This is a genomic window from Enterobacter sp. BIDMC92, from assembly GCF_001030225.1.
GTDB classification, from domain to species: Bacteria; Pseudomonadota; Gammaproteobacteria; order Enterobacterales; family Enterobacteriaceae; genus Enterobacter; species Enterobacter sichuanensis.
On record NZ_KQ087598.1, the window covers coordinates 3,040,845 to 3,063,838 of the forward strand.

Sequence of the window (22,994 nt, forward strand, 5' to 3'; positions counted from 1 at the left end):
TAGACGAGGAATGGTCTTTTTGCATCCCGCACCGGGTAACAATTAGTGCGACGTACCGCGGAGTTTCTCAACCCCTTTTACCGCCGCAACCACGATGGCGCCAATGATAAAGCCCAGCACCAGATTCAGCAGCGTGGGCAGCATCGCCGCGACAACCGCCCCCTGCGTGGCGGAGAAATGTTCGATAGCATGGTGCAGCGGGGCAATGCCGTGAACCACAATCCCGCCGCCGACGAGGAACATCGCCAGCGTGCCCACCACGGACAAACTCTTCATCAGCCAGGGGGCCAGCACCAGTAAGCTCTTGCCGATGCCTTTCGCCACCGCGCTCGATTTCGTCTCCAGCCAGTAGCCGATGTCATCCAGCTTCACGATCAATCCCACCAGGCCGTAGACGCCTACTGTCACCAGAAGGGCAATGCCGGAGAGGATCAGCACCTGATTCAGGAGCGGCGCGTCAGAGACAATGCCCAGCGTAATGGCGACAATTTCAGCGGACAGAATAAAGTCGGTGCGGATGGCGCCTTTAACTTTATCACGTTCGAAGGTCTTCGGATCCTGAGCGGCCAGCGCTTCAAGACGCTGCTGACGCATCTCCGGGGTATCGCTCTCCTTACGCGCGCTAAAGGAGTGCAGGACCTTCTCGACGCCCTCAAAGCAGAGAAATGCCCCGCCAATCATTAATAGCGGCGTGATCGCCCACGGAATGAACGCGCTGATAAGCAGCGCCAGCGGCACCAGAATCACCTTATTGAGGAAGGAGCCTTTTGCTACCCCCCACACCACCGGCAGTTCACGGTTGGCCCTCACCCCACTCACTTGCTGGGCGTTCAGCGACAGATCATCTCCCAGCACGCCAGCGGTTTTCTTCGCCGCCAGTTTCCCCATCACCGAAATGTCATCCAGTAAGGTGGCAATATCATCCAGCAATGTTAATAAGCTACTTCCTGCCAAAATCTTAATCCTTCATTTTTTGGTAATTAAGTGAATAGTATGGAGCAAAAGTACAAAGCCGGAAACAGGCTCCTCACGTCAACAAAAAATTCACATCAACTACACAATTAAAGGGCTCGCCAGCGCGATAGTTTTCGCGTTTACTATCAGCGACCTTTTTATTTCGTCGTGAGGGATTATGCGTTTCCGGCAATTGCTACCGCTCATCGGGGCACTCTTTTCGCTGTATATCATCTGGGGTTCAACCTACTTTGTCATTCGCATCGGCGTGGAAAGCTGGCCCCCCCTGATGATGGCGGGCATTCGCTTCCTTTCGGCAGGCGTCCTGCTGCTCGCGTTCCTGCTGCTGCGCGGCCACAAGCTTCCCCCGCTGCGTCCGCTGCTGAATGCCGCGCTAATCGGCCTGCTGCTGCTGGCGGTGGGAAATGGGTTTGTAACGATTGCCGAGCACCAGAACGTGCCGTCCGGGATCGCCGCCGTGGTCGTTGCCACCGTGCCGCTCTTTACCCTCTGCTTCAGCCGCCTTTTCGGCATCCGCACCCGCAAGCTGGAATGGCTGGGGATTGGTATCGGACTCGCCGGTATTATTCTGCTCAACAGTGGCGGGAACCTGAGCGGGAATCCGTGGGGCGCAGTGATTATCCTGATAGGCTCCATGAGCTGGGCGTTTGGCTCGGTATACGGTTCACGTATCACGCTCCCCACCGGCATGATGGCGGGCGCAATTGAGATGCTCGCCGCGGGGATTGTTCTGCTGCTCGCCTCGGCGTTGACGGGAGAAAAGCTGACCACGCTGCCGGACCTGTCGGGCTTTCTCGCGGTAGGGTATCTGGCGCTGTTTGGCTCAATCATCGCCATTAACGCCTACATGTTCCTGATCCGCAACGTCTCCCCGGCGGTTGCCACCAGCTACGCCTACGTTAACCCGGTGGTGGCCGTACTGCTCGGCACAGGATTAGGCGGGGAAACGCTCTCTGCCGTTGAATGGCTGGCGTTGGGGATCATTGTGTTTGCCGTCGTGCTGGTCACCCTGGGCAAATATTTGCTGCCAGCAAAACCGGTCGTTACGCCTTGCGAGGCGGAGAAACCGTGAGCAGGTGAATCCCCTGCGTGTCGATCTGCGCGGTCTGACCGCCGCCGCAGATCCACTCTTCCAGCCGTTCCGACAGTTCAACGTCGTTCAGCTTTAATCTGCCTCTCAGTGCACACTCCCAGACGATCAGCACCCGCCAGCCCTGCGCCATCAGTGTGGTCAGATCCCGCCTGTCGCGTTCAACGTTCTTGCCAATCTTATCCAGCCAGAAGTCGGTGCGCGTCGCCGGGACTTTAAACAGGTAGCAGTCGTGATGATGCCAGAAACAGCCGTGGGTAAAGATGATGCACCGCCAGGCATCGATGACGAAATCGGGGCGCCCTGCGAGGGCGGCATCCTGCACGCGGAAATCAAACCCCGCCTGCGTCAGCAGCGCGGCCACGCGCTTTTCTATGGCGGTGTCACGCGTGCCGATGGCACGCATGTTTTTACTGCGCGTCGCCTTATTGTGAACATCCGTCATTGACGGCCTCACCCTGACGAAGTGCCACCGCCTGTCTGATGCGCGAGGCCAGCAGTTTTGCCACGGCCGCGAACGCCGGCACCACTACCGAGTTGCCAAACTGACGGTACGCCTGGGTGTCCGAAACCGGAATGCGGAAGCGATAACCCTGTGGCGTCTCAAAGCCCATCAACCGGGCGCACTCCCGCGGCGTTAAGCGTCGCGGACGGTGACGCTGGTTGAGCGGATCGTCGAAATCTTTTTCGCCCAGCGCCTTGTCCCAGCCTCTGTCGATAAGGATTTCCGCGCCGTCTTTGTAGTAACGCGCGGAGAGCGTGCGCGTCACGCTGTGCGGATCGTTCGGATCTACCATCCCGAAGCCGAAGCCGTTGCCCTTCGCCTGATGTTTCTTGGCATAGCGGTAGAGGTATTTCCACAGCACCGGGGTGAGGATGAACTTCGCATCAACGACAGGCTCCAGCAGGTCGGCCACGGTGGGACGGCGCTCGGGGTAGAGAGACGGGATATCCCGCAGGGTGAAATCGCCCTTCAGATTGAGATCGCGGCGGAAACCCACCAGCACGATGCGTTCGCGATGCTGGGGCAGGAAATGTTTACCATCAATGATTTTTGGGTCATCTGCGCCCATGTCCTGGGCATCGGCCACGTCATAACCCAGCTCATCCAGCGTTTGCATGATAATGCGGAAGGTTTTCCCGCCGTCGTGGCTTTTTAAATTCTTAACGTTTTCCAGCACGAAAATGGCCGGGCGACGGGCGTCAATGATACGGGCTACGTCAAAAAAAAGCGTTCCCTGGGTATCGCAGGCGAAACCGTGGGCGCGTCCGAGTGCGTTCTTTTTTGAGACGCCGGCCAGCGAGAAAGGCTGGCACGGAAAGCCAGCCAGCAGCACATCATGCGCCGGGATGGTCTGGCGAATATGTTCGGCGGCCTGTTCATCGCTGACACCGCTTTTATGGCTCAGGGTGACATCGCGGATGTCAGCGTTGAAATGATGCGCCTGCGGATCGCAATACCAGTTGGCCTTGTAGGTCCGCACGGCATGTTTGTTCCACTCGCTGGTAAACACGCACTGACCCCCGATAGCTTCAAAGCCGTGTCGGATGCCGCCAATACCGGCGAACAGATCGATAAAGCGGAAGGCATAGTTCGGGTGCGCAGCGGAAGGACGTGGAAGCAGGTTTTGCAGATAACGAAACTCGCCTTCACTCAGGCGTCGCCCTGCCCGCTCGCTGGTCACCAGCCGTTTAAGAATGGCCGGGCTCCAGTGGTTCTCACCGTGCGCCACCAGCAGATTGGCCAGCGTTTTAGCATCATAGATATCCAACAGCTGACGCAGTAACGCCTGCACCGTTGCCGTTGATTTCTCAGCCTGCTCAGGCGCGGGCTCAGTCACTGATCGTTTTTCCTGCATTCTTTTAACCGGAGAATAAAGACTGGAGACAGATTACCACAGTTCATTCATGCAAACTGCGACGGAAGCGGTTCATCACATGGCTATCCAGCCCGATGCAGTCGCCGTGCAATTCGGCGCTGAGTTTCGCCATAAACTGGATCAGGAAATCAGCGTTGTGCCGTGCCAGCTCGTGGCCCATTTCCGTTTGCATGGTATCAGGCAGTCGCAGCAGTTTGGTCTGAAAATGGTCGAGAGCAAATGCCCGATCATCAAGCGTACGCGCATCGGCAAAGGGATCGTCTGCGTCAAACAGCGCCACGCCCAGTGCGCCCGAGACGGCAAAGACGCGCGCGAGGCCGATAGCCCCTAGTGCTTCCAGCCGGTCAGCATCCTGGACTATTTTCGCTTCCACGCTCTGCGGCGCGATCCCGGCGCTGAAGCTGTGCGCCTCAATGGCATGTGCAACGCCTGCATAGTGCTCCGAGGGGAAGTCCGGGAAATCGCGCTGCAGAATGTCGCGGGTTTTGCGCGCGGCCAGTTGCGATGACTGGCTGCGTTCGGGGTGGTTTTTCGGCAGGCTAACGATATCGTGGAAATAGCAGGCGGTCAGGACCACCAACGGATCGGCGGTCTGGCGAGACATGATTTTTTGCGCCGTTTTCCAGACGCGACGAAGGTGCGAAATATCATGCGCAGCATCGTCAGAGGTGTGGTTTTCGTCGAGCCAGCGCTCAAAACGCTGCTGCCACTGCGTCAGTTCCATCGTTGTGCCCTGTCGTGAAATATGAGCCTGAACTATAACACAACCTAATTGAATGAATTAATAAATAGAAGCTCGAAATACTTAATAATAATTACACCATATTAAATCAAACAATTAATTCACAAGAAAAATAAAGAGATTGATAGAAATATTTTGCAATATTTAAATGGATTTAATTACATTTATTTTTGAAACTAAAAATCAATAGCTGGAATAGTATCGACGCTGTAATTGCGGAGAGTGATTACATATATTCATATAAATTATCTTTCAAGGGAATATATAATGAAAAGAAAAGTTCTGGCTATTCTTGTACCCGCGTTATTAATGGCTGGCGCAGCAAATGCGGCTGAAATGTATAACAAAAATGGCAACAAAGTAGACCTGTACGGCAAAGTCGATGCGCGTCATACCTTCTCTGACAACCCGGGCGACGACGGCGATGAAACCTATGTACAGATTGGTTTCAAAGGCGAAACCCAGATCACCCACGATCTGATCGGTTACGGCCAGTGGGAATATAAAACCTACGCGAATAATACCGAATCTGCAGGCGATAAATCATTTAACCGTCTGGCGTATGCAGGCCTGAAATATGGCGAATACGGTTCATTCGATTATGGCCGTAATTACGGTGTCGTGTATGACGTCGAAGCCTGGACCGATATGCTGCCGGTATTTGGTGGTGATTCTTACACCTGGACCGATAACTTCATGAACGGCCGTGCTAACGGTCTGGCAACCTACCGTAATACAGATTTCTTCGGTCTGGTGGAAGGTCTGAATTTTGCGCTGCAGTATCAGGGTAATAATGAAGGTTCCAACGCTGATGAAGATCAGGAAGGCACCAAAAACGGTCACAACGACGTGCGCTTCCAGAACGGTGATGGCTTCGGTATTTCTTCCTCTTATGACTTTGACTTCGGTCTGAGCCTTGGCGCAGCGTACTCCTCTTCTGATCGCACCAATGAACAAGAAGGATTAGGTCATAACAGCGCGCTTATCGCTGGCGGTGAAAAAGCAGACGTGTGGACTATTGGCGCTAAATACGATGCTAACAACATCTATCTGGCGATGATGTATGCGCAAACTCGTAACATGACGCCATATGGCGATTATGGGATTGCTGATGAGACGCAAAACTTCGAAGCCGTTGCACAGTATCAGTTCGACTTCGGTCTGCGTCCTTCCCTGGCATGGGTTTACTCCAAAGGTAAAGACATGACTTATCCGGGTAACCACAGCCACCCACAGGGTCAGCACGGTGATATGGATCTGGTGAACTATATCGATCTTGGCATGACCTACAGCTTCAATAAAAACTTCTCCACATACGTTGATTACAAAATCAACCTGCTGGATAACGATGAATACTTCTATGAAGCCAATGGCATCTCCACCGATGACATCGTTGGCGTAGGCATGACCTACCAGTTCTAACCCCCAAAAACACCAAAGGCCGCAATCGCGGCCTTTTTTCTTTCTGAAGATCTTACGGCGCTTCCTGCAGCGCCACGCGAATAAACCCGTTATTCTGCGCCAGCAGCTCATGGGCTTTCCATGCATCCAGCCCTGTCAGCACCATCAGTACCGCCGTTTTACAGTGGTGGTTACAGGCTTCCAGCGCCGCTTTTGCCTGCGCCCGGGTGCATCCCCCCGCTTCCATCACAATGGCGATTTGCCGTTCCGCCCAGTGAGTATTGCTTGCCTCAAGATCCACGCGCAGGTTGCTGTAGACGCGCCCGGTACGAACGGCCAGCCCGGTGGCGATCATCGAGAGGATCATTTTTTGCGCAATCCCGGCTTTGGTGTTGAGATAACCTGCGACTACGTCCGCCCCCAACTCTGGCGCGATGACCATGCTCGCCAGCTGAGCGGCTTCACTTTGCGCATCATCTGTAATGATGGCCACCGGCGAACCCAGCGACCAGGCATGCCGCATGGCGCCCCAGACCCACGGTGTTTTTCCGCTGACGCTCACCGCCAGCATCATATCGTGTTCACCAAAGTTGATGGCCTGCAGGTCAGCCACACCGCGCTCGTAACTCCCTTCCCCCTCTTGCGGCGTCACGGCAATCACCGGGGTTTTTCCCGGCGCATAGTCATCGGCGACCTGTTGCGCGACGCAGCCCGACGGCCCCGCGCCGACAATCACCAGACGCCCCCCATGGCTCAGGGTCGCGGCGGCGTTATCCACCACACGGGCAATAATGGGTAAAAAAGGGGTGATTGCAGCGGAGATAAGTGCATCATCCTGGTGAATGACTTTCAGCATGTCCAGCGTGGACAATCTATCAATATTCATCGTGCTGGCGTGCCGTCTTTCCTTGACCGAACCGGTAAGCATAATGCTCATAAACAGCCTCCTTATTATGAGTACCCACACACTATAAAGTGTTTTATATAGATGACCTGCGAGGGGGGTCACGAAAAGAGGACCCAATCCTCGCCTTTACATGGCTTTAAGAAAAGCGCGTCATCGGCGATAATTACCCCCTTTCTTTATCATCGCGGAGTGTTGATGAGCGATTTGCAGCCTTTCCTTCCGACGCGCAAGCGCCCCATGAAACTCAATACGCTGGTCACGCTGATGGTGTGCGCGATTATCGGTTCAGTCCTGCTGGTGGTCTTTGCGCTCTATTCGGTGCAGATCACCCGGGCAACACGCGATGATGTCAAAGACACCGCGCTCGGCATTGCCCGCACCCTCGCCGATAGCCCCGAGATACAGCGCGGCCTGATGCAGGCACCGCAGGAGAATATTATTCAGCCCATCGCCCAGGCGGTGACGAAACGAAACGATCTGCTGTTCACCGTGGTCACCGATATGCGTGGGATCCGCTATTCACACCCGAACGAGGCGCTGCTGGGGCTGCATTTTATCGGCGATGATTTGAACCCGGCTCTGGAAGGCAAAGAGAACGTCTCCGTTAACCGTGGCGCCCTCGCCGAAGCGCTTCGCGTTTTCACCCCGGTTTACGACAGCCAGCACGAACAGATCGGAGTGGTCGTGGTCGGTATCTCCCTCAAAAAAGTGGAAGATCAGATTGCCCGTGGGCGGCTCAACGCCGTCTGGACCATTTTGTTCAGTATTTTTATGAGTTCTATGGCGATTTGGGGCCTGGTGCGGGTCCTGAAACGCATCCTGTTCGGACTCGAACCTTACGAAATATCCGCCCTGTTTGAACAGCGCCAGGCGATGCTGCAGTCGCTGCGGGAAGGGGTGCTGGCGGTCGATATTCACGGGCGCGTGACGATGATCAACCACGCCGCCAGAGAGATACTCCTCCTGCCCTCCGGCAAGCAGAGCGAAAACGCCAGCGCTCCCCTGCTGGCCAGCCTGCGGGACGTGTCAAAAACGGGCGTTGCGCGACAGGATCAGGAGATCAGCTGCAACGGGCGGCTGCTGCTGTGCAACATGGTGCCGGTGAAAAGCCAGGATCGGGTGATAGGCGCCATCACCACCTTCCGCGATAAAACCGAGATCAGCCAGCTGATGCAGCGTATCGACGGTATGGTTAATTACGTCGACGCCCTGCGCGCCCATACGCACGAGTTTATGAACAAGCTGCATGTGATCCTGGGTCTGCTGAACATTAAGCGCTACGACAAGCTTGAAGAGTACATCCTGCAGACGGCGCATAATTATCAGACCGACATTGGCACCATCCAGAGCAAGGTGAAATCCCCGGTGATCGCCGGGTTCCTGCTGGGTAAAATCAACCGGGCGAAAGAGGCCGGGATCACCCTCACCCTTGCAGATGAATGCCAGATCCCGGATACCGCCAGTGAAGAGCAGGTCGCGGTGCTGGTCACCGTGCTCGGCAACTTAATTGAAAACGCGCTGGACGCGATGGAAGGGCAGCCGGAAGGTGAGATCACCCTGCTGCTGCACTATCAGAACGGCTGGCTCAGCTGCGAAGTCAGCGATGACGGTCCGGGTATTGATCCCGACCAGCTGGAGACTATTTTTACTAAAGGCTTCTCAACAAAAGGTGAAAACCGCGGCGTTGGGCTGTTCCTTGCCCGTCAGCAAATTCAGAACCTCGGCGGGGACATTACCGTCGAATCTGAACCTGGCGTATTTACCCAATTTTTTGTTCACATCCCCTGGGATAGCGAGAGGAATATCGCGTGATAAATGTATTAATTGTCGATGATGACGCCATGGTAGCCGACCTCAACCGTCTGTACGTCAACCGTGTTGAAGGCTTTAGCTGCTGCGGCGTCGCCTCCACGCTGAACCAGGCCGAGGCCGTGATTAACGACCCGAATCAGCCGGTGGATCTGGTGCTGCTGGATGTCTATATGCAGCAGGACAACGGGCTGGACCTGCTGCCGGTTATCCGCGCATCCGGTCGTCCGATTGATGTCATCATGATCTCCTCGGCTGCCGATGCCGCGACCATTCAGACCTCTATCCACTACGGCGTGGTGGATTATCTGATTAAACCGTTCCAGTTCCCGCGCTTTGAAGAGGCGCTGAACAGCTGGAAGGCAAAGCACAGCCTGATGGGCTCACACCAGTATTATGAGCAGGCGGACGTTGACCGGCTGATCCACGGCGGGGCGCCGGAACTGGCGGATAACAAAAAGCTGCCGAAAGGGTTAACGCCGCAGACGCTGCGGACGATCTGCCAGTGGATTGACGCCCATCCGGAAACCGAGTTTTCCACCGATGACCTGGCAAGCGCCGTGAATATCTCCCGCGTCTCCTGCCGTAAATACCTGATCTGGCTGGCGCAGATCAATATCCTGTTCACCAGCATTCACTACGGCGCCACCGGGCGTCCGGTGTATCGTTATCGTCTCCAGCCTGAGCAGACGGGCCTGCTCAAGCAGTATTGTCAGTAACGCGGTAGTCGTTATCCAGCAGGGTAAAACGGAAGTGGTGCGCTGAAGAGAGCACCACTTCTTTTGTTTTGGTCACAAAAATAGCTTCAATATCGGGGCGCGAGCGCAGGACCGCACAGCCCTTCTCCACGCCCATGCCATACATTAGCGTGGTCCAGATATCGCCATCAATGGAATCTGTCGAAATGATGGTCACACTGTCCAGTTCGTTATCCAGCGGGTATCCGCTGCGCGGATCGAGAATGTGGTGATAGCGTTTGCCGTTTTGTTCAAAGTAGCGTTCATAAGTGCCGGACGTCACCACGGAGCGGTTCTCTACCGTCATGGCGCCGATCAGTTCATCACCGGCAAACGGTTTTTTGAGCCCTACGCTCCAGCCCCCTTCCGGCGAGCCTAACGTCTGGATATTCCCCCCGAGGTTGATCAGCCCGAGTTCAGCGCCCTCTTTGCGCAGGTAATCCCGCACCCTGTCGGCGATATAGCCTTTGGCGATGGCCCCGAGGTCGATCTCCATGCCTACCCGGGTCAGGAACACGCTGCTGCTGGCGTCATCCAGTACCACATCCTCAGGACGGGTAATCGTAAGCAGGGTCGCAATCTCATCGGCTGGCGGTACGCTGTCGCCGCGAAACCCGATTTTCCAGCGCTTCACCAGCGGGCCGATGGCCAGGTTAAACGCACTGTCTTTAAGGAGGCTTGCCGCTTTCGCGCAGCGAATCAGCTCAAACACCGGACGGCTGACGCTGACCGGATGCTGCCCCGCAGCATGGTTGATATCCATCACCTGCGAGTGGGCACGGTTGACGGTGAGCAGGTCTTCGTACTGTTTGATCAGGCGAAACACGCGGGATGCGAGGGCTTCGTCATGGGAGAAGAGTTTCAGGAGGATGGGAGAGCCCATCTGGACGGCGGAGTAACTGTAGACGCGGGTGTCATCAGGCATGGCATGTCTCCTCAGATATCGCCCCGGCCAGCACCGCGCCGCCGGGGAGAGTGCCGGATGCGCGCATCCGGCTTACAGAACAGGAGCCTTACATTCTTTTCGAACGCATCGCCGCCTGATGTCCGGCAAGGGTACCAAAAATAATGATATCTGCCACCGCGTTACCGCCGATACGGTTACCGCCGTGGATCCCGCCAACCACTTCACCGGCGGCAAACGCCCCTGGCAGCACGTTGTGGTTGCTGTCCAGCACGCAGGTATCGGTGTTGATGGTCACGCCGCCCATGGTGTGGTGCACGCCCGGCGCAATCTGAATGGCGTAGAACGGCCCTTCGTTGATCGGCGCACGCAGCGCGGTGGTACGGCCAAAGTCGTCATCGTGCTGTTTTTCCACGAAGCCGTTGTAACGCTCCAGAGTGGCCAGGAACGCGTGGTAATCCATTCCCAGCGCCTCTGCCAGGGCTTTTGGCGAGCTGGCGCTGGTCACGAAACCTTTGGCAATGTACTCATCCGCGGCTTTGTTTTTGGCACGAACATGCTCGTCAAAGACTATGTAAGCGTATTTCTCCGGCAGCGCGATGATCTGCGCCGAGACTTTATCGCGGGTTTCCATCTCATTGAAGAAACGGTTCCCCTGCTGGTTCACCAGAATCGCCCCGCCCCCGCGGATGGATTCGGAAATCAGATACGAGGTTTTCTGCTCAACGGTCGGGTGGATCTGGATCTCGCCCATATCCACCGTGCCGGCACCGATACGCTCCAGCAGCGCGATACCGCCACCGGTCGCCCCTTTGTGGTTGGTGGTCACGAAACCTTCGAGGTCCGGACGGTATTTCACCACCATCTGGCTGTTGGCGCTGAAGCCGCCGGTGGCGACAATCACGCTTTTGGTAGCCACGGTGATCGTTTCGTTCTCTTCGGTGGTCAGACGCACGCCGGTCACTTCGCCGTTCTCGAAAATAATGTCGCTGACGGAGGTATCGAGCATCACTTCGATGTTGCGTTTGTTGACGTTACGCACCAGGCCGCTGATCAGGTAGCCGCCGACCGCAGAACCGTCTTTTGGACGGTGAGTACGGTCAATGCTCATCCCACCGGTGGTGGTGATGTCGTTGAGCATAATGCCGCGGGTTGCCAGCCACTCAATCGCCTGTGGCGCATTCTCCACGAAGCGACGCAGCAGTTCAGGGTTGTTCTTGTTACCGCCCCCTTTCAGGCTCTCCTGGTAGAACAGCTCTTTGCTGTCCTGAATGCCTTTCACCCGCTGGAAGCGCGTCTCTGCGGCGTTCATCCCGGCAGAGGCTTTAATGGTGTTCCCGCCGATGGTGGGCATTTTCTCGACGATCAGCACGCTCGCCCCTTCGTCATGGGCCTGGATGGCTGCGGCCAGACCGGCACCGCCGCTCCCAACCACCACCACATCAACGCTGCGGGTTGCGTTCGGGTCAGCGCCCTCTTCTGCGGCCCGCGCTTTGCTGGATTTCAGCATCGCTTTTGAGACCGCTTTTTTCACCGCCTCGCTCTGGCTGGTGGCACCGGTGATGGCGTCCACATGCGGGGTATTGGCATCCAGAATGCGGGAACGGATCTCTTCAAAGCTGGTGACAAACTCAACGTCGTCACCCGGGCCAGAGGCCAGCTCAATATCGGCGATGCGATCGGTTTCCAGGCTGACGTTTATCACCAGTTCGTTCGCCTCGTCCTGCACCTTCTCGGTGAACGTGCCCGGTTTGAATTTCGATTCGCCCATGCTCATGTCGCGGATCATCGCTTCCACCAGCGAGAAACGCCACAGCGGTTCAGGAATGCTCAGCGCCTCGCGTTTGGTGCTGTCCATAAACAGCTCCAGGGTTTCCCCGGCCGCGATGCGGTCAGTCCAGTCCGGGTAAGCAATGGTGGCGCGGCCAACGGCGATCAGATCGTAACCGTGGTCCAGCGCTTCACAGGCATCGGCAGCATTCACCAAGCCGCCCACGCCCATGACCGGGATCTGCGCCAGGGTTTCAGAACGCATGGCGCAGTATTTTTCGATAAGCGGCGTCGGGTCCTGGGTATCTACGATGGAAGGACGCAGGGTGGCGCCCACGGAGAAGTGCAGGTAGTCCACACCGCGCGCCGCCAGTTTTTCCAGCAGGTACATGGTGTCTTCAAAGCGGATGCCCGGGACTTCCAGCTCTTCCGGGGAGAAACGGTAGCCAATAATGAACGCGTCGTCTGCATACTGGCGCACCATTTTGTGGGTAATGTCCAGTACCGCCAGCGGGAATCTGGCGCGGTTGTCGCGGCTGCCGCCCCACTCGTCGTCGCGCTGGTTAGAGTTTGGCGAGTAGAACTGCTGAATCAGATAGGTGTTTGCCCCGTGAATTTCCACGCCGTCGAAACCGGCCTGGATGGCGCGGCGCACTGCTTCACCAAACTTGCCGATCATGCCTTCCACTTCTTCAGTGGTCAGCGCAACCGGTGTGGCCGCACCGTCACGCGGCGCAGCGACGGCGCTTGGGCCCACCGGCGTGCGGCCACCGATCAGTTTCGGGTCAACCATACGGCCGCCGTGGTAGATCTGCAGCAGGGCTTTCGAACCTTTGGATTTAATCGCCTCGGCGATTTTCGCCAGCCCGGCGATTTTCTCGTCGTTATCGATGCCAATCGCGCCCGGGAAAGCGAGACCGAGATCGTCGACGAAGCAGCACTCCACAATGATGGTCCCAATGCTTCCGGAACGGGCCCGGTAGTACTCCACCAGCTCGCTGGTGACCGTGCCGTCGTAATAGCCGGTACAGGTGGTCATTGGTGCCATTAACAAACGGTTTTTCAGTTCAGTACCATTCGGTAATGTGAAGGGAGTCAGAATGCGTTCGTTAGTGCTCATAATAGAAACTCCAAACTTTTAAAAATTAAGAATTCGTTATCGGATTGGTTTTTTATTTCGTCGTTATTTGCCGATGTCATGATATTAATATAATGATTTTTTTAGTTTCTAAAGCTATAACGTTAGTTAATAAACTATTTAATCCCTTCGATAACATTAATAACACATTGGTGTTAGCGATTGTGATTCAGGCATTCACATTAATTTAAAATCCGTTAAATTTTTAAAGGTAAGACCCTTTCACCAGAAACAACAAAAATCTATATTTTTCAACTAAATACCAAATTACCCACTGCGCAATTGTTACAAGCTTGATAAAAGCACTTAAGAAATTACCTAATACCCACATACGCCTGAGTGGTTATTAATAAAAGCACAAAAATAACGCTGCAATTCTCTTTTTTTGATCGCGATCAATAGTTATGGCATCCAAAAGCGCAATATAAAAACATCATCAATTTTTAATTTAGCGCAATCAAAAATGCGTTAAATCGCTATTACTGAAAATACAAAACCGCACCTTTAATAACTAAAAAAAGCAAAGAAACTTAAGAAAGCGAATTTGTCTTTTCACTGCGACCGAATTCTTGACAACTTAAGACGTGAAACTATGAATACAAAAACTGCTGTAACGCCCCCTGTGGCGAACCAGGCATCAAATGGAAAAGCAAAACGACTGCTGATGATGGCACTGCCCGTCATTGTCGCCGTACTGCTGCTGTTTGTTCCGGTACCGGAAGGACTGCCGCCTTACGCGTGGCACTACTTCGCTATCTTTGTTGGCGTGATCGTCGGCCTGATCTTCGAACCCCTGCCGGGCGCGGTGATCGGCCTGACCGGCGTCGTGGCGATTGCGCTCTGCAGCCAGTGGGTGCTGTTCAGCCCCGATCAGCTGGCCGACCCGAAATTCAAGCTGGCTGGCGCCTCCTTTAAATGGGCGGTGAGCGGGTTTGGTAACTCGACCGTCTGGCTGATTTTCGGTGCCTTTATGTTTGCCGCAGGCTACGACAAAACCCGCTTCGGTCGCCGTCTGGCGCTGATTCTGGTGAAGTATCTCGGCCGTCGCAGCCTGACGCTCGGTTACGCCATTACCTTCGCGGACCTGCTGCTGGCACCGTTTACCCCGTCCAACACCGCGCGCAGCGGCGGGACCATCTACCCGATCATCGCTAACCTGCCGCCGCTGTACGGTTCAAAACCGAACGACCCAAGCGCGCGTAAAATTGGTTCGTACCTGATGTGGGTAGCCATCACCGCGGCCTGTATCACCAGTTCAATGTTCCTCTCCGCCCTTGCGCCGAACCTGCTGGCGCTGGCGCTGGTGAAAAGTACAGTGGGGATTGATATCTCCTGGGGTACCTGGTTCCTGGCCTTCCTGCCGCTGGGCATCCTGCTGATTCTGACCATGCCGCTGCTGGCCTACTGGTTCTACCCACCTGAAGTCAAAGTGAATAATGAAGTGCCGCTGTGGGCGACCCGCGAGCTGGAAAAACTGGGCAAACTGTCCCGCAATGAAATTCTGCTGCTGGTATTCGTGTGCTGTGCCCTGCTGATGTGGATCTTCGCTGCCGCGTGGATTGAACCGGCGATGGCCGCCCTGCTGATCGTAGGTCTGATGCTATGGACCGGCGTGCTGGAGTGGAACGATATCACCGGTAATAAAGCCGCGTGGAACACCTTCGTCTGGTTCGCCACCCTGGTGGCGCTGGCGGACGGCCTCTCCTCTACCGGCTTTATCAGCTGGCTGGGTAAAGAAGGCGGTCTGCTGATGAGCGGTATCTCGCCGGGGGTTGCCACCATCGTGCTGCTGCTGGCGTTCTACCTGCTGCACTACCTGTTTGCCAGCACCACCGCGCATACCACGGCGCTGCTGCCAGCGATGCTGACCATCGCTTCCACCATTCCGGGGATGAATATGGAAGTCTTCGTTCTGCTGATGGTGACCTCACTGGGCGTGATGGGGATCATCACCCCGTACGGTACGGGTCCAAGCCCGATTTACTACGGTAGCGGCTACCTGCCAACCAAAGACTACTGGCGCCTCGGCACGATCTTCGGTGCCATCTTCCTGGCGGCCCTGCTGCTGATTGGTTATCCGTGGATGTCCATGATGTTCTGATTCCTGACCGCCGGACGTTTCCTCCGGCGGTTTTATTTTTGTGGAGCAATACTATGTCGAATAAACCGTTTATTTATCAGAACCCCTTCCCTCTCTCCCATGACGACACCGAATACTATCTGTTGACCAAAGAGCACGTCTCCGTTGCCGAGTTCGACGGTCAGGAGGTCCTGAAGGTCGAGCCTGAAGCGCTGACCCTGCTGGCACAGCAGGCATTCCACGATGCGGCCTTTATGCTGCGCCCATCGCACCAGAAGCAGGTTGCCGCTATTCTCAACGACCCGGAAGCGAGCCAGAACGATAAATACGTCGCCCTGCAATTCCTGCGCAACTCTGAAATCGCGGCCAAAGGCGCGCTGCCAACCTGTCAGGATACCGGCACGGCAATCATCATGGGTAAAAAAGGCCAGCGCGTCTGGACCGGCGGCGGCGATGAAGCTGCGCTGAGCCAGGGCGTGTACAACACCTACATCGAAGATAACCTGCGTTACTCCCAGAACGCCGCGCTGGATATGTATAAAGAGGTCAACACCGGCACCAACCTGCCGGCACAGATCGATCTCTACAGCGTCGACGGCGACGAGTACAAATTCCTCTGCATGGCAAAAGGCGGCGGCTCGGCCAACAAAACCTACCTCTATCAGGAAACCAAAGCGCTGATCACCCCGGCGAAGCTGAAAAACTATCTGGTGGAAAAAATGCGTACCCTCGGTACCGCAGCCTGTCCGCCGTACCATATCGCGTTTGTGATCGGCGGTACCTCGGCGGAAGCAACGCTGAAAACCGTCAAGCTGGCTTCCACCCGCTACTACGATGCACTGCCCACCGAAGGGAACGAACACGGACAGGCATTCCGCGACGTGCAGCTCGAACAGGAACTGCTGCAGGAAGCGCAAAATCTCGGCCTCGGCGCGCAGTTTGGCGGTAAGTACTTCGCCCACGATATCCGCGTGATCCGCCTGCCGCGCCACGGTGCCTCCTGCCCAATCGGCATGGGCGTCTCCTGCTCGGCAGACCGCAACATCAAAGCCAAAATCAACCGCGACGGGATCTGGATTGAAAAACTGGAACACAACCCGGGCCAGTATATTCCTGAATCACTGCGCCAGCAGGGCGAAGGCGACGTGGTCAGCATCAACCTGAACAAGCCGATGAACGAGATCCTGGCGCAGCTTTCCGCGCACCCGGTCTCTACCCGCCTGTCGCTGAACGGCACCATCATCGTGGCGCGCGACATTGCACACGCGAAGCTGAAAGAGCTGCTCGACAACGGCGAAGAACTGCCGCAGTACGTCAAGGATCATCCGATTTACTACGCGGGCCCGGCCAAAACGCCGGAAGGTTACGCCTCCGGCTCACTCGGCCCGACCACCGCAGGGCGTATGGACTCGTATGTCGATTTACTGCAGTCCCACGGAGCGAGCATGATCATGCTGGCGAAAGGTAACCGCAGCCAGCAGGTGACCGATGCCTGTCATAAACATGGCGGCTTCTACCTGGGCAGCATCGGTGGCCCGGCGGCGGTGCTGGCGCAAAACAGCATCAAGCGTCTGGAATGCGTCGCGTATCCGGAGCTGGGCATGGAAGCCATCTGGAAAATCGAAGTGGAAAACTTCCCGGCGTTTATCCTGGTGGATGACAAAGGCAACGATTTCTTCCAGCAGATCCAGAATAAACAGTGCAAAGGCTGTACACAGCGCTGAGTCGCATCAGCCCGGCAGGCGCCTCGCCGCCGGGCTTTTTCAGGCTTGCGTCTGTTCACAAAACAGAGAACCGACGGCGTCAGCCGTGCCAGGTGAATAAATCATCAATACAATGTTAAGTCATTGTTAAATCAATAACACTCGCTGCCCCCATCCTGATTAATGCAGCAAACGCATCAGATGATGTGTTTATTGCGCTTATAAAATTCCCCTCACTGATCCAGTTTTCAGAAACAGACGGACAACACGTCAATAATAAACTGGAGACGACCATGATTTCCTCAACCCCACCTGCAACCGTTCGTGCACGAGCGGGCGCGATACTTCGCGTCACCTCGGGCAATTTCCTCGAGCAATTCGACTTCTTCCTGTTTGGGTTCTACGCCACCTATATCGCCCATACCTTTTTCCCGGCGAGCAGTGAATTCGCGTCGCTGATGATGACCTTCGCCGTCTTCGGCGCGGGCTTCTTAATGCGCCCCATCGGCGCGATTGTCCTCGGGGCTTACATCGACAAGGTTGGTCGCCGCAAAGGGTTGATCACCACCCTGTCGATTATGGCGGCCGGCACCTTCCTGATTGTGCTGATCCCCTCTTATGAAAGTATCGGCCTGTGGGCGCCGCTGCTGGTGCTGGTGGGACGTCTGCTGCAGGGCTTTTCCGCCGGGGCGGAGCTTGGCGGGGTGTCGGTCTATCTGGCGGAAATTGCCACGCCGGGCCGCAAGGGCTTCTTTACCAGCTGGCAATCCGGCAGTCAGCAGGTGGCAATTATGGTGGCCGCCGCAATGGGCTTTGCGCTGAACGCGGTACTGGAAGAGAGCGCCATTCGCGAATGGGGCTGGCGCATCCCGTTCCTGTTCGGCTGCCTGATCGTGCCGTTTATCTTCTTCCTGCGCCGCAAGCTGGAAGAGACCGAGGAGTTCCGCGCGCGCCGTCACACGCTGGCGATGCGTCAGGTCTTTACCACCCTGCTGGCGAACTGGCCGGTCGTGGTCGCGGGCATGCTGATGGTGGCCATGACCACCACCGCGTTCTACCTGATCACCGTCTACGCGCCCACCTTCGGTAAAAAAGTGTTAATGCTCAGCGCCTCAGACAGCCTGCTGGTGACGCTGCTGGTGGCGATCTCGAACTTTATCTGGCTGCCGGTGGGCGGTGCGCTGTCGGACCGCTTCGGCCGCAAACCAGTACTGATTGCCATGACCCTGCTGGCGCTGGCGACCAGCTATCCGGCCCTGACGCTGCTGGCGCAGGCCCCGAGCTTCTCCATGATGCTGAGCGTGCTGCTGTGGCTCTCCTTCCTTTATGGCCTCTACAACGGCGCGATGATCCCGGCGCTGACGGAGATCATGCCGGTCGAGGTGCGTGTCGCCGGTTTCTCACTGGCGTACAGCCTTGCTACGGCGATCTTCGGCGGCTTTACCCCGGTCATTTCGACGGCCCTGATTGAGTACACCGGCGATAAAGCCTCACCGGGCTACTGGATGAGCTTCGCGGCGATTTGCGCGCTGCTGGCAACGCTTTATCTCTACCGTCGCAGCGCCATGAGCCTGCAAGTTCAGCGAGGATAATATGCGCACATTCTTACGTTCAGGACTGACCGGGCTGGTATTGCTGGCCACCAGCGCAGGCGCGCTGGCTCAGGAGGTGACGGTTATGATTTCGGGCGGTTTTAAGGCCGCGCTGGAAAAACTCGCCCCCGGGTATGAAGCCCGGACGGGTGACCATATCGTGCTGATCCCGGGGCCGTCGATGGGACAGACGCCGCAGGCGATCCCCAACCGGCTGGCACGCGGTGAAAAAGCGGACGTGGTGATCATGGTCGGCGATGCGCTGGAGCATCTGGCGAAAGACCGGATGGTCAACGCCGATTCACGGGTGGAGCTGGCGGATTCGCCCATCGGCATGGTGGTGAAAGCCGGGTCACCCGTGCCGGATATCGCCACGGACAGTGCGCTAAAACAGACCCTGCTTGCGGCCAGCGCCATCGCCTACTCAGACAGCGCCAGCGGCCGGTATGTGCAAAGTCAGCTGTTCAAAAAGCTGGGGATTGACGCCCAGGTGGCGGGAAAAGCGCACAAGGTAGAGCGGATCCCGGTTGCCTCTGAAGTGGCGAAAGGGAAATACGCCGTGGGGTTCCAGCAGGTCAGCGAACTGTTGCCCGTGCCCGGCGTGACCTTTGTCGGCAAACTGCCGGATAACCTGCAGTACATCACCCGTTTTGCCGGAGCGGTCACCGCCCACGCGGAGCACCCTGCCGCGGGGAAAGCCCTGCTGGATTACCTCGCGTCGCCGCAGGCGCAGGAGACCATCACCGCCACCGGGATGCTCCCCGTCGCTACGCCGCGCGGTAACGGGCAATAATCAGCGTTTCCAGCTCGGCGGCAATCCACGACTGAATCCGCCCGCTGCGCCGAATCAGCCCGACAGTGCGTTTGACTTCGGGCTCGGTCAGCGGGACAGAGGTCAGTACAGCATGCTCAGAGTGAGGCATTGACATGGCGGGGACGGCAGCAATGCCTATCCCCGCCTCGACCATTCCCAGCATGGTTGTCACGTGGCGCGTCTCGCAAATGCCCGGACGCTCGGGCTTAATATGGCCGAGCATCTGATCGAGCAAATTGCGGTTCCCCGACGTGATATCCAGGCTGATGTAATCCTGCTGATAAAATGCCTCCCAGGTCAGACTCTTGCGCCCTGCAAGCGGATGATCGCGACGGCACGCGGCGACATACACATCCTCCACCAGCGGCATAAAGGTGATATCCGGCTGCAGGCTTCTGGCAAAGCAGATGCCAAAGTCCGCCTGGCCGCTGGCCACTGCCTCAATGACGTTACCCGCGCTGCTGTCGATAAGCCTGATGCGCACGCGCGGATAGCGGCTGTGAAACTGACGGATCACCTCCGGCATAAAATGGCAGGCCGCCGAAGGCACGGTGGCGACGGTGACAAGCCCGGTGCGCTCCTCGCTCACCTTGTCGATATCCGCCAGCATAGACTCCACATTTTCCAGAAGTTGCCCGCAGCGATCGGCAAAGGTTTGCCCGAACAGGGTCAGCGTTACGCGCCGGGTGGTTCTGTCGAACAGCTTCGCGCCGACGGCCGCCTCCAGCTTCTCAATGCGGCGGCTCAGGGCGGACTGGGAGAGGCAGATAGACTCTGCGGCGATGCGAAAGTTACCGTACTCCACCAGGGCTCTGAAGGCGTAAAGATCGTTGAGGTCGAAATTGACGGGCATTTTTCTGGCAATCCTTAGCGCTTTCTGGAAACTCGGACATTCATAATAGCGACTTATGAATCAGCGGCAACCTCTGCCGCTGATGTGTGTCCGCAAAGCGCTACACGAGGCTGTGGACCTCGCTATGCGACGACGCCACCGCATCCACCAGCGCCATCTCTTCGCGGCTCAGCAGCATCTGCTCTCGCCTGGCGGCGGAACGTTAATCAGCGATCTCCGACCCGCAAATGATGAGCATCACACCTGGCTGCAGGTGACGTATGTTAACGGAGAGCAAAACGTATTTGTTTTGGAAAATAGCCACTAACCGCCGGGCTACAGACTTTCCTCACCTGATGTTCTCAATGGGAGTTTTGTCACTGAAAGGAAACGGGATAAATGGTTGAATAATGGCGGAGAGGCTGGCCTCTTCTGCCATTCCGACATCTCAACGTTTTGTAGTTGCCTTCATGCCGGTTTCTTTGGCATGTTAACCTGACCTTTCAATTTTGTTCACGTGACGAGTTTGCGAGCAAAGCGATGATTAAGTGGCCCTGGAAATCAAATGATGCTGGTCAACATGCGGCGCTGCCGTGGGATGACGCGCTGGCGATCCCCGTGCTGGCCAGTCTCCAGCCGGATGAACAGTCAAAGCTGATTCAGCTGGCGGATCGCTTTTTGCAGCAAAAGCGGCTGGTCCCGCTGCAGGGGTTTGAGCTGGATGCCCATAAAAGTGCGCGCATCGCCCTGCTGTTCTGCCTGCCGGTGCTTGAACTCGGTATTGAGTGGCTGGACGGTTTCCACGAAGTGCTGATCTACCCTGCGCCGTTCGTGGTGGATGACGAGTGGGAAGATGATATCGGGCTGGTGCATAACCAGCGCGTGGTGCAGTCCGGGCAAAGCTGGCAGCAAGGGCCGATTATCCTCAACTGGCTCGATATTCAGGACTCGTTCGACGCGTCCGGTTTTAATCTGATTATTCATGAGGTGGCGCATAAGCTGGATACCCGCAACGGCGATCGCGCCAGCGGCGTGCCGCTGATCCCGCTTCGCGACGTCGCGGGGTGGGAGCACGATCTGCACGCGGCGATGGATAACATCCAGGACGAAATTGACCTGGTGGGTGAAAGCGCGGCCAGCATCGATGCCTATGCGGCGACCGATCCCGCCGAGTGTTTTGCGGTGCTGTCAGAGTATTTCTTCAGCGCACCCGAGCTCTTCGCGCCACGTTTCCCGGCGCTGTGGCAGCGTTTCTGCCACTTTTATCAGCAGGATCCGCTTAAGCGTCTAAGGCAGCATGAGGAGTCTGGCGGCGCGTCTGTCCGCCAGGTCCACTAGCGCCTGCCGGCCGGGGTACGCTCAGCTGACCATACCCCTACGCTCAGGGCCAAAAACAGCAGCGCCATTCCCCAGGCGGCCACGATTAACGACGACTCACCGGATACGCGCGTTACCAGAGGGACCAGCAGCGCGCTGACGCCGTAGCCTAACGTATGGCTGGTGGCAATCACCCCCGCTCCTTTCCCTGTCGTCAACCTGTCGTTCAACAGTAGCTGATAGCCGGGCGTCGCCATGGCCGCCCCCAGCGAGGTGATGACAATCCCCACGTAGAACAGCGCGACACCCGCAATACACATCACCCCAAGGCCGACAACCATCAGCCCCGCCGCCAGGCAGAGCAAGGTGACCGGGCTGAAATGCTGCGGGCGAACCACCAGAAACTGCGCCGCGAGCGTGGCCAGCGCGGCCAGGCTCAGCAGGACCGCGACATGATGGCTAATCTCCCGGGCGTTACCGTTCAGCAACGGGCTAAGATGCGGTGACAGGCCAAGCTGCATCAGACTCACCAGCGCCGCCAGCAGCAGCGCCAGCAGCAGGAACGGCAACATTGCTGCGGTTAGCCGGGTCGACTGGTGCGCCACCGGGGGCAGAGGCGGATCGGCGACTTCGCGCAGTACCAGCAGCAGAGCGATTAACGGCGCGATCGCCATCAGCCACAGCGGCGCCACCGGGTTAACGCTGAGCATCATCGCCGCCAGCGGCGGGCCGAGCAGACGCCCGCAGCTGAGACCGGAGCTGATTGTCGCCAGCGCGGCCATTCTTTTCTCCAGCCCCGCACGCTGAATCGCCCACGTCTGGGCCGCAGGCACCAGCCCGGAGACCGTCAGGCCATACAGCGTTCGTGAGAGGACCAGCCCCGCCAGCCCCCACACGGTATCCAGCCTCCCGGCGGCCATCGCCCAGACCACCAGCGCCATGACGACAAAACTGGCCAGATAGCCGCTGAGTGCGGCCAGCATCACGCTTTTACAGCCGTGCCGCTCGCTCTGACGTCCCCACCAGGGCGAAGCCGGTAAAAAGAGCATCGATCCGAACATCAACAGACCCGCCCAGACGGAGAGGGAGAGTCCGGTCAGAGTGACCAGCTGCGGCAGCATCACCAGCAAACCGTTTTGTCCGATCCCTAATAAACCTGCACACAATGCCAGGGGCCAGTTCGCTTTCGGGGTGAGATTGTCCGTCAGAGTGTCAGAAAGTGAGCGCATAGAATTGTGAACATAGTGTCAATAAATGTGTGGAAATCATGAACTTTATGAAAACAAATATTGCAAAAATAGTT

The 22,994-nt window shown here is 56.8% G+C and carries 19 protein-coding genes; 10 read left to right on the forward strand and 9 right to left on the reverse strand.

All coding sequences use genetic code 11. From position 1 onward, the window contains the following. Positions 1-42: 42 nt before the first annotated feature. A complete protein-coding gene (locus SP99_RS14335; RefSeq protein ID WP_025759476.1) occupies positions 43-954 on the reverse strand; it encodes a DUF808 domain-containing protein in 912 nt (303 codons plus the stop codon). A gap of 178 nt (positions 955-1,132) precedes the next feature. On the opposite strand from SP99_RS14335, the gene yedA reads away from it, so the two are divergent. Beyond that, the gene (gene yedA / locus SP99_RS14340) at positions 1,133-2,047 is read left to right on the forward strand and encodes a drug/metabolite exporter YedA (RefSeq protein WP_025759478.1); all 915 of its coding nucleotides are present in this window, start codon (positions 1,133-1,135) and stop codon (positions 2,045-2,047) included. Here yedA and SP99_RS14345 read toward each other — a convergent pair. From SP99_RS14345 to SP99_RS14355, 3 genes are all read right to left on the reverse strand, one after another. Continuing rightward, positions 2,019-2,510, reverse strand: coding sequence for a very short patch repair endonuclease (locus SP99_RS14345; protein ID WP_047958993.1), 492 nt, complete (start codon positions 2,508-2,510; stop codon positions 2,019-2,021). The two genes, yedA and SP99_RS14345, sit on opposite strands and share 29 nt — an antisense overlap. After that, entirely contained in the window at positions 2,491-3,906 is a 1,416-nt protein-coding gene (locus tag SP99_RS14350) for a DNA cytosine methyltransferase (protein ID WP_047958994.1), read from the reverse strand. The genes SP99_RS14345 and SP99_RS14350 overlap by 20 nt, the downstream gene beginning before the upstream one ends. 61 nt (positions 3,907-3,967) lie before the next feature. Next, the gene (locus SP99_RS14355; RefSeq protein WP_047958995.1) at positions 3,968-4,669 is read right to left on the reverse strand and encodes a phosphohydrolase; all 702 of its coding nucleotides are present in this window, start codon (positions 4,667-4,669) and stop codon (positions 3,968-3,970) included. Between the two features lie 285 nt (positions 4,670-4,954). Between SP99_RS14355 and ompC the strand changes: the two genes are divergently transcribed. After that, the gene (gene ompC, locus SP99_RS14360) at positions 4,955-6,109 is read left to right on the forward strand and encodes a porin OmpC (protein WP_047958996.1); all 1,155 of its coding nucleotides are present in this window, start codon (positions 4,955-4,957) and stop codon (positions 6,107-6,109) included. A gap of 52 nt (positions 6,110-6,161) precedes the next feature. Here ompC and SP99_RS14365 read toward each other — a convergent pair whose 3' ends face one another. Beyond that, positions 6,162-7,025: an N-acetylmuramic acid 6-phosphate etherase gene (locus tag SP99_RS14365; RefSeq protein ID WP_047958997.1), complete on the reverse strand. Its 864-nt coding sequence runs from the start codon at positions 7,023-7,025 to the stop codon at positions 6,162-6,164. A gap of 165 nt (positions 7,026-7,190) precedes the next feature. On the opposite strand from SP99_RS14365, the gene SP99_RS14370 reads away from it, so the two are divergent. Both SP99_RS14370 and dcuR read left to right on the forward strand, forming a co-directional pair. Continuing rightward, complete coding sequence (locus tag SP99_RS14370; protein WP_047958998.1) at positions 7,191-8,807, forward strand: sensor histidine kinase; 1,617 nt, start codon at positions 7,191-7,193, stop codon at positions 8,805-8,807. Then, positions 8,804-9,523 (forward strand): two-component system response regulator DcuR, encoded by a 720-nt coding sequence (dcuR, locus tag SP99_RS14375; RefSeq protein WP_025759484.1) that lies wholly within the window; start codon positions 8,804-8,806, stop codon positions 9,521-9,523. Before SP99_RS14370 ends, dcuR begins: the two co-directional genes overlap by 4 nt. Here the strand turns inward: dcuR and SP99_RS14380 are convergent. Together SP99_RS14380 and SP99_RS14385 are read right to left on the reverse strand one after the other, a co-directional pair. Further along, positions 9,504-10,466 (reverse strand): FAD:protein FMN transferase, encoded by a 963-nt coding sequence (locus tag SP99_RS14380; RefSeq protein ID WP_047958999.1) that lies wholly within the window; start codon positions 10,464-10,466, stop codon positions 9,504-9,506. The two genes, dcuR and SP99_RS14380, sit on opposite strands and share 20 nt — an antisense overlap. Before the next feature lie 88 nt (positions 10,467-10,554). Continuing rightward, positions 10,555-13,335, reverse strand: a complete 2,781-nt coding sequence (locus SP99_RS14385) for a flavocytochrome c (RefSeq protein WP_047959000.1) — start codon at positions 13,333-13,335, stop codon at positions 10,555-10,557. 610 nt (positions 13,336-13,945) lie between these two features. Between SP99_RS14385 and SP99_RS14390 the strand changes: the two genes are divergently transcribed. From SP99_RS14390 to SP99_RS14405, 4 genes are all read left to right on the forward strand, one after another. Continuing rightward, positions 13,946-15,454: an anion permease gene (locus tag SP99_RS14390; protein WP_014884418.1), complete on the forward strand. Its 1,509-nt coding sequence runs from the start codon at positions 13,946-13,948 to the stop codon at positions 15,452-15,454. 53 nt (positions 15,455-15,507) lie between these two features. Beyond that, the gene (gene fumA, locus SP99_RS14395; RefSeq protein WP_047959001.1) at positions 15,508-17,157 is read left to right on the forward strand and encodes a class I fumarate hydratase FumA; all 1,650 of its coding nucleotides are present in this window, start codon (positions 15,508-15,510) and stop codon (positions 17,155-17,157) included. A gap of 272 nt (positions 17,158-17,429) precedes the next feature. After that, the gene (locus tag SP99_RS14400; RefSeq protein WP_047959002.1) at positions 17,430-18,728 is read left to right on the forward strand and encodes an MFS transporter; all 1,299 of its coding nucleotides are present in this window, start codon (positions 17,430-17,432) and stop codon (positions 18,726-18,728) included. Between the two features lies 1 nt (position 18,729). Then, on the forward strand, positions 18,730-19,521 hold the full coding sequence (locus tag SP99_RS14405; protein WP_047959003.1) for a substrate-binding domain-containing protein: 792 nt from the start codon (positions 18,730-18,732) through the stop codon (positions 19,519-19,521). Here the strand turns inward: SP99_RS14405 and SP99_RS14410 are convergent. Next, a complete protein-coding gene (locus tag SP99_RS14410) occupies positions 19,496-20,395 on the reverse strand; it encodes an L-proline-binding transcription factor PsrA (RefSeq protein WP_047959004.1) in 900 nt (299 codons plus the stop codon). The genes SP99_RS14405 and SP99_RS14410 overlap by 26 nt on opposite strands. Before the next feature lie 124 nt (positions 20,396-20,519). On the opposite strand from SP99_RS14410, the gene SP99_RS14415 reads away from it, so the two are divergent. Continuing rightward, positions 20,520-20,702, forward strand: a complete 183-nt coding sequence (locus SP99_RS14415; RefSeq protein WP_141237563.1) for a hypothetical protein — start codon at positions 20,520-20,522, stop codon at positions 20,700-20,702. 212 nt (positions 20,703-20,914) lie between these two features. Next, positions 20,915-21,712, forward strand: coding sequence for a DgsA anti-repressor MtfA (mtfA, locus tag SP99_RS14420; RefSeq protein ID WP_047959006.1), 798 nt, complete (start codon positions 20,915-20,917; stop codon positions 21,710-21,712). On the opposite strand, the gene SP99_RS14425 is transcribed toward mtfA, so the two are convergent. Next, entirely contained in the window at positions 21,709-22,920 is a 1,212-nt protein-coding gene (locus SP99_RS14425; RefSeq protein WP_047959007.1) for an MFS transporter, read from the reverse strand. The two genes, mtfA and SP99_RS14425, sit on opposite strands and share 4 nt — an antisense overlap. Between the last annotated feature and the right edge of the window lie 74 nt (positions 22,921-22,994).